The organism is Methylorubrum podarium, assembly GCF_022179745.1.
Classification (GTDB): domain Bacteria; phylum Pseudomonadota; class Alphaproteobacteria; order Rhizobiales; family Beijerinckiaceae; genus Methylobacterium; species Methylobacterium podarium.
This window is the reverse complement of the sequence record NZ_BPRD01000416.1, coordinates 1-7,780: the sequence shown is the minus strand read 5'-3', so window position 1 is coordinate 7,780 and position 7,780 is coordinate 1. Positions and strand designations below refer to the sequence as shown.

At 67.9% G+C, this 7,780-nt stretch carries 3 protein-coding genes; 1 reads left to right on the top strand and 2 read right to left on the bottom strand.

Annotated elements, in window-relative coordinates:
* On the top strand, nucleotides 1-464 hold a 464-nt coding region (locus MFF42_RS19610; protein ID WP_238257251.1), incomplete at its 5' end, for an extracellular solute-binding protein.
* A 125-nt stretch (nucleotides 465-589) separates the two neighbouring features.
* On the opposite strand, the gene MFF42_RS19605 is transcribed toward MFF42_RS19610, so the two are convergent.
* Both MFF42_RS19605 and rpoC read right to left on the bottom strand, forming a co-directional pair.
* Nucleotides 590-3,718, bottom strand: a complete 3,129-nt coding sequence (locus MFF42_RS19605) for an alkaline phosphatase (protein WP_238257250.1) — start codon at nucleotides 3,716-3,718, stop codon at nucleotides 590-592.
* 343 nt (nucleotides 3,719-4,061) lie between these two features.
* On the bottom strand, nucleotides 4,062-7,780 hold a 3,719-nt coding region (rpoC, locus tag MFF42_RS19600; protein ID WP_238257249.1), incomplete at its 5' end, for a DNA-directed RNA polymerase subunit beta'.

Here is a 7,780-nt window from a genome sequence, read left to right as displayed (position 1 = left end):
TCCGCGGCTCGGTGCGGAAGTTTCACTCCTCGGAATACATCAACGGGCTCGCCAACGGCGATGTCTGCCTCGCGGTCGGCTATTCCGGCGACGTGATGCAAGCGAAGAAGCGCGCCGAGGAATCGAAGAACGGCGTCGAGGTCGCCTACTTCATCCCGAAAGAGGGCGCGCTGATGTGGTTCGACGCCTTCGCGATCCCCAAGGATGCCGCCCATCCGGCCGAGGCCCACGCCTTCATCGACTACATGATGCGCCCGGAGGTGGCGGCGGCCAACACCAACTTCGTGTCCTACGCCAACGGCAACCTCGCCTCGCAGAAATTCGTGAAGCCGGAGATCCTGAACAATCCCGGCATCTACCCGGACGCGGCGGTGATGCAGCGGCTCTCGGTCAACACCGCCTGGAACGACTCGACCCAGCGCTTCGTAACGCGCGCCTGGACACGGGTGCGCACGGGGCGGTGAGGCGGGACGGGAGCGCGACTCCGTTGCCCTGCCTCGGATGAAGCACGGGAGCCGTGACGCGTCCCCGCAAGGCCGCGTCACGGCTCCCGATCGTCTTTCCGGCACCGGGTGGCGGGCCGCCGGCCTCAGCCGATCAGGCCGGCGCCGAACGTCCCGTCGTTGAGGACGGCGCGGTTCTCGACGAGGCCGTATTGCAGGTAGTGCTGCATCGGGTTGAGACCCGCCTGGGCCACGTCGCCGTTGACCTGGAGATAGGCCGAGCTGTCGAAGTCGCGGGCCGGATCGCGGCCCTCCTTCCAGCCGTAGGTGTCGTAGTGGTTCAGCGGGTTGATCCCGGCCTGCGCCACGTCCCGGTAGGCGGCGAGATAGCCCTTGGTGTCGAACACCGCGTTCGGGTCGCGGCCTTCCTTCCAGCCGTCGTTGTCGAAGTGCCGCCGGGCGAAGGCGAAGGTGTCGGTCGCGCCCGCGGCCTGGGCCGCCTGGAGCACGTCGGGATTGCCGAGGAGGTAGAACTCCGCGTCGAAGCCGCCCCGGATGGTGTCCGCCTTGCCGACCGCCTCGAAGATGGCCCGGCCCTCGGACTGGCCGTACTCGAGATAGTGCTTGAGCGGGTTGAGCCCGGCGGCGGCGACGTCCTTGTTGCGGGCGAGGTAGAACTCGTTGTCGAAGCCGACGCCGGGGTCGCGGCCTTCCCGGTAACCGGCGGTCTCGTAGTGGCTCAGGGCGTTGGCGCTCGTGCGGACGGCGTCGGCGTTGATGCCGGCATAGCCCTTGGTGGAGAAGAAGGCGTTGGGATCGCGGCCCTCGCTCGCGCCGTAGGCGGCGTAGTGCGCGTCGGCATCCTGGCCGGAGGCGAGCACGTCCCCGTACCGGGACAGGTAGAAGAGATCGTCGACGAGGCCGTTGCCGTCGGCGCGGTCGACCAGCCGGTCGCTGAACTGGAACTGCTCGATCCCCGTCACCGTGTCGGTGCCCTCGGCGCCCGTGAGGGTGAGGAACCCGTTCGCGTCCCGCCCCAGGACGACGGAGCCGAGGGCGTAGGAGAAGATGGCGCGGTCGGTCCCCTCGCCGCCGTTGATGCGGTCGTTGCCCGCGCCGCCGATGAAGCTGTCGTTGCCGGCCGCCCCGTCGAGGATGTCGCTGCCGGCGCCGCCCACGAGGAAGTCGGCGGCGCTGCCGCCCGTCACCCTGTCGTCGCCCTGGCCGGCATTGATGTAGTGGCTCTCCGCCGTGCGGCCGGCGAGCGGCACGAGCGTATCGGCGGCGGCGGTGCCCAGCGCCACCACCCGGAACGCGTCGCCGCGCTCCGTGCCGGCGACGAGGTCGCGCACGTCGAAGGTGACGCCGTCCGTCGTCGCGACGAAGGTGATGCCCTCGTCGTCGACCCGGCTGGCGGAGCCGGCCAGGGCGCCGTCGGCCGCCTCGGCCTGAAGCCGCACGGCGAGGCCGCCATCCTGGTTGGCATTCGTGCGCCCGTCGTTGGCGCTGGCGTTCCCGACCTCGGCGGAGGTGAAGGTCAGGCGCACCTGCCCGGCGGCCGCCGCCGAGACGTCGACGCGGTCCGTGCCGTCGCCGAGGTTGATCTGGTCGGCGCCGTCGGTGGTGACGTTGAGCAGGGCGAGATCGCTGCCGGCGCCGCCGGAGATCGTGTCGTTGCCGAGGCCGCCGAGCAGCACGTCGTTGCCGAGGCCGCCGATCAGGGTGTCGTTGCCGCCGCGTCCGTCGATGACGTCGTTGCCCGCGAGCCCGTCCAGGGTCTCGCCGGCATCGGTGCCGATCAGGTTGTCGTTGCCGGTGGTCACCGCGGTGGCGCCCAGCCGGGCCGCCGCCTGCAGGTAGTCACCGAGCTCGGCCTGGTCGGTGAAGGCGCGCCCGCTACCGATCACCTGGCCCTGGGCGTTGGTGAAGGCATCGGTCTGGTCGGCGAGCTGCCCGAGCTGGGCCGAGCCGGCGCCCGCGGCGAAGAGCGGGATGACTTGGTTCGAGTGGTTGGTCGAGAAGAACAGGCCCTCCGGCACGCCGTCGCCGTTCCGGTCGGGCTGGACCGGCTGGTAGGGGATCGTGGCGCCCTCGGGACCGAAGAACAGGTGGTCGTGGTCGGCGGTGACGATGAGCAGCGTGTCCTCGAAGGTCGCCTTGCTCGTCGGGGCGTTGATGTAGTCGACGACCGTCTTCACCGCGTTGTTGAAGTCGATGTATTCCTCGATCATCCGGCCGCGGTTGTTCGCGTGCATGGCGCGGTCGACGGCGCCGCCCTCGATCATCAGGTAGAGACCGTCCGGATCGGCGTTCAGCTTGTTGAGGGCGGCGAGCGACAGCTCGGACAGCGTGGCCGAGGATTCGAGGCGCGGCACGCTGAAGGGAATCTCGGTGCCGTTCGCCGGGGCCGCGCCCGCGCGGTTGAAGTTGTTGCTGGTGAACGCCTGCGAGATCATCGCGAGGCGCTCGGCCGTCGGCGCGCCGGTGCCGGCGGCCTGGATCGCGGCGCGGTCCTGGAGGAGGTTCCAGCTCGCCCCGTCCTGCGAACGGTAGGTATCGGCCTTGAGGCCGTTCCAGAGGTCGGCGCCGATCCAGGTGTAGTCGGGCGCGGTGCGCAGGCGGCCGTTGTCGTCGTAATCCGGGTTGCCGGTGCCGGCGATCACGTCGAGCGTGCCGGACGCGAACATCTCCCGGGCGATGTCGTTGGCGTTGGAGCGGGCGATGTTGTGCGCCCCGCCCGTGGCGGAGGGCGTCGCGTCGCTGAACTGGACCGTGGTGACGACGCCGGTCGCCTTGCCCTGCTGCTTGGCGAGTTCCGCGATCGAGAAGAGTTCCGAGCCGTTGCCGTCGACGTCGATGGCGTTGTTGTAGGTCTTGTCGCCGGTGGCGATGGACGAGGCGGTGTTGCCCGAATCCGGATAGGTGTTGCGGTTCCACTCGTAGCCCGCGAAGGCGCGGGGCTGGCCGTTCGGGTCGAGGCCCGCGACGCGGGTGTAGTCGTAGTTCTTGGCCGGATCGTAGACCACCGCCGGGTTCTGGGCGAGGCCGGTCTCGCCGGGGACGGGGGTGGTGCGGGTGTCGAGGGGATAGACCGACTGCGCCGTGGCGGTGAAGCCGGGCCCGTCGGCGATCAGCACCTTGCCGGCCGCGCCCGCCCGCGGATCGCCGTTCGCGAGACCGTTGAGGTAGAGGCGGGTCGCCTCGAGTGTATTGAAGCCTGCGCCGTCGGCGATCATCACGATCACGTTCTTGACCGGACCGGCAGTCGAGGCCATTTTCATCTCCGAGTAATCAGATTGCGGGCTGCGTCGCGCAACAAATCGCCGCAGCGTTTTCGCGCAGATTTCAACGAAATCCGTTCCAGCGAAAACTTGGACCACAGGCATACGTCGCCATCCATGACAGCGAGATGACTGCTTTTTTGCAATAAGTCGGCTAAATCTATCGATCTACTTGCAATATCAAGACATCGGATCATGACCGACGTGTCGGCCGGAGCCGATGGCGACGGCGAGCAATCTCCACGTCCCACGAAAAAAGGCCCCGGCTCTCGCGAGCCGGGGCCTTTGTCTTGTCTCTGGCCCGCCCCGCCCGCGGAGCGGTCGGGGAGGCGCTGCCTTATTCGGCCGCGGGCAGCTCGTCGAACTGCGCGGCGTTGGCCGCGTTCTCGGCGGAGCGCTGCTGCAGGATCAGGCTGTCGCGGCGGCGCGCGATCGAGCGGATGTCCGCCGCGAGCGAGCCGGTGCCGGCCGGGATGAGCGAGCCGACGATGACGTTCTCCTTGAGCCCCTCCAGGGTGTCGACCTTGCCGTTGACCGCCGCCTCGGTGAGGACGCGGGTGGTCTCCTGGAACGAGGCCGCCGAGATGAACGACTTCGTCTGCAGCGACGCCTTGGTGATGCCGAGCAGGACCGGAACGCCCTGGATCGGCTTCTTGCCCTCGGCGAGCAGCTTCTCGTTGAACTCGGCGAGCTCCGTGCGGTCGATCTGATCGCCCGTGAGGATGTCCGAGTCGCCGCCGTCGGTGATCTCCACCTTCTGCAGCATCTGCCGGACGATGACCTCGATGTGCTTGTCGTTGATCGACACGCCCTGGAGCCGGTAGACCTCCTGGATCTCGTTGACGAGGTAGGCGGCAAGCTCCTCCACGCCCTTGATCGCCAGGATGTCGTGCGGCGCCGGGTTGCCGTCGACGATGTAGTCGCCGAGCTCGACCACGTCCCCGTCCTGCAGGTGGATGTGCTTGCCCTTCGGGATCAGGTACTCGACCGGATCGGACCCGTCGTGCGGCGTCAGCGTGAGCCGGCGCTTGTTCTTGTAGTCGCGGCCGAAGGCGATCGTGCCCGACTTCTCGGCGATGATCGCCGCATCCTTCGGACGGCGCGCCTCGAACAGCTCCGCCACCCGCGGCAGACCGCCGGTGATGTCGCGGGTCTTGGCCGATTCCGTCGAGACGCGGGCGAGCACGTCGCCGGCCTTCACCTTCGCACCCGGATCGAGACCGATGATGGCATCGACGGGCAGGAAGTAGCGGGCGTCCGAGCCGCGGGCGAGCTTCACCGCCTTGCCGTCCCCATCGACGACGAGCATCGCTGGCTTCAGGTCGGAGGTGCGGGCCGAACCGCGCCAGTCGATGACGACGCGCTTGGCGATGCCGGTCGACTCGTCGGTGGTCTCGGTGATGGACTGGCCATCGTAGAGATCCTCGTAGGCGACGATGCCGTCCACCTCGGCGACGATCGGACGGGTGTAGGGATCCCACTCGGCGATCCGCTGCCCGCGCTTGATCGTGTCGCCCTCGTCCACGCGAACCCGGGCACCGTACTGCAGGCGGTGGACCGCCCGCTCGGTGCCGTCGGGACCCACGATCACCACCGCGACCGAACGGCCGGTGGCGATGAGGTCGCCGTCCGAGTTCTTGGCGAGCGAGCGGTTGCGGATCCTGATCGTGCCCTCGAAGCTCGACTCGATGAAGGACGAATCCGCGATCTGCGCCGCGCCGCCGATGTGGAAGGTGCGCATGGTGAGCTGGGTGCCCGGCTCGCCGATCGACTGCGCCGCGATGACGCCGACGGCCTCGCCCATGTTGACGGGCGTGCCGCGGGCGAGGTCGCGCCCGTAGCAGGTGGCGCAGACGCCGCTCTTGGTCTGGCAGACCAGCACCGAGCGGATTTTCACCTCCTGGATGCCCGCGGCCGCGATGGCCGGCAGGTGCTTCTCCTCGATCGTCTCGCCGGTCTTGACGATGACGGTCCCGTCCTGGGCCACCAGATCCTCGGCCGTGGCACGACCCAGGATGCGGATGGCCAGCGGGGCGACGACCTGGCCGGCATCGATGATGGCGCGCATCTTGATGCCGTTGGTGGTGCCGCAATCCGTCTCGCGGATGACGGCATCCTGCGCCACGTCGACGAGGCGGCGGGTGAGATACCCTGAGTTCGCGGTCTTCAGCGCCGTGTCCGCGAGGCCCTTACGGGCGCCGTGGGTGGAGTTGAAGTACTCGAGAACGTCGAGACCTTCCTTGAAGTTCGAGATGATCGGGGTCTCGATGATCTCGCCCGACGGCTTGGCCATGAGGCCGCGCATGGCCGCGAGCTGCTTCATCTGCGCCGGCGAGCCGCGGGCGCCCGAGTGGCTCATCATGTAGATCGAGTTGACCTGCTTGTCGGCTCCCTTGTCGTCCTTCTGGACGGCGGAGATCCGGCCCATCATCTCGGCGGCGAGCTTGTCGGAGCACTTGGCCCAGGCGTCGACGACCTTGTTGTACTTCTCGCCCTGGGTGATCAGGCCGTCGTTGTACTGCTGCTCGTAATCCTTCACGAGCGCGCGGGTGTCGTCGACGATCGACCACTTGTTCTCCGGCACGACCATGTCGTCCTTGCCGAACGAGATGCCGGCGCGGAAGGCGTGGCTGAAGCCGAGCGCCATGATGCGGTCGCAGAAGATCACCGACTCCTTCTGACCGCAGTGGCGGTAGACGGTGTCGATCATCGCCGAGATCTCCTTCTTGGTCATCAGCTTGTTGACGACGTCGAAGGGCACCTTCGGGTGCAGCGGCAGCACGCCGGACAGGATCACGCGGCCGGGCGTCGTGTCGTAGATCTTCGACACGGGCTCGCCGTCCGGACCCAGGCCGCGCCAGCGCCACTTGATCTTCGAGTGCAGCGAGACGGTCTTGGCCGCGAGCGCGTGCTCGAGCTGACCGATATCGCCGAACACGCCCTGCATCGGGTTGTTCTTGTCGTCGGCCTTGTGCTCGCCGACCGCGCCGTCGGCGACGATCGAGAGGTAGTAGAGGCCGAGAACGATGTCCTGCGACGGCACGATGATCGGCTGACCGTTGGCCGGGTGCAGGATGTTGTTGGTCGACATCATCAGGACGCGCGCCTCCAGCTGAGCTTCGAGGCTCAGGGGGACGTGCACGGCCATCTGGTCGCCGTCGAAGTCGGCGTTGAACGCGGCGCAGACCAGCGGGTGGAGCTGGATCGCCTTGCCCTCGATCAGCTTCGGCTCGAACGCCTGGATGCCGAGCCGGTGCAGCGTCGGCGCGCGGTTGAGCATGACGGGATGCTCGCGGATCACCTCATCGAGGATGTCCCAGACCTCGGGCTTCTCCTTCTCCACGAGCTTCTTCGCCTGCTTGACGGTGGCGGAGAAACCCTTGGCGTCGAGGCGCGCGTAGATGAACGGCTTGAACAGCTCCAGCGCCATCTTCTTCGGCAGGCCGCACTGGTGCAGCTTGAGCTCCGGCCCGACCACGATGACCGAGCGGCCGGAATAGTCGACGCGCTTGCCGAGCAGGTTCTGGCGGAACCGGCCCTGCTTGCCCTTCAGCATGTCGGCGAGCGACTTCAGCGGACGCTTGTTGGCGCCGGTGATGACGCGGCCGCGGCGGCCGTTGTCGAACAGCGCATCGACCGCTTCCTGAAGCATGCGCTTCTCGTTGCGGATGATGATGTCCGGCGCGCGCAGCTCGATCAGCCGCTTGAGGCGGTTGTTGCGGTTGATGACGCGGCGGTAGAGGTCGTTGAGATCCGACGTGGCGAAGCGGCCGCCGTCGAGCGGGACCAGCGGGCGCAGGTCCGGCGGGATGACGGGCACGACCGTCAGGATCATCCACTCGGGCCGGTTGCCGGAGAGCTGGAACGCCTCGATGATCTTGAGGCGCTTCATCAGCTTCTTCGGCTTCAGCTCGGAGGTCGTCGTCGCGATCTCCTCCTTGAGCGAGGTCGCGATGCCCTCGAGGTCGAGCTCCTGCAGGATGCGCCGGATCGCCTCGGCGCCGATCATCGCCGTGAACGAATCCTCGCCGTACTCCTCCTGCGCGCGCAGGTACT

Excerpts from the sequence above, each read along its gene's own strand:
- MFF42_RS19605 (WP_238257250.1), bottom strand. The coding sequence starts at position 3,718 with ATGGCCTCGACTGCCGGTCCGGTCAAGAACGTGATCGTGATGATCGCC.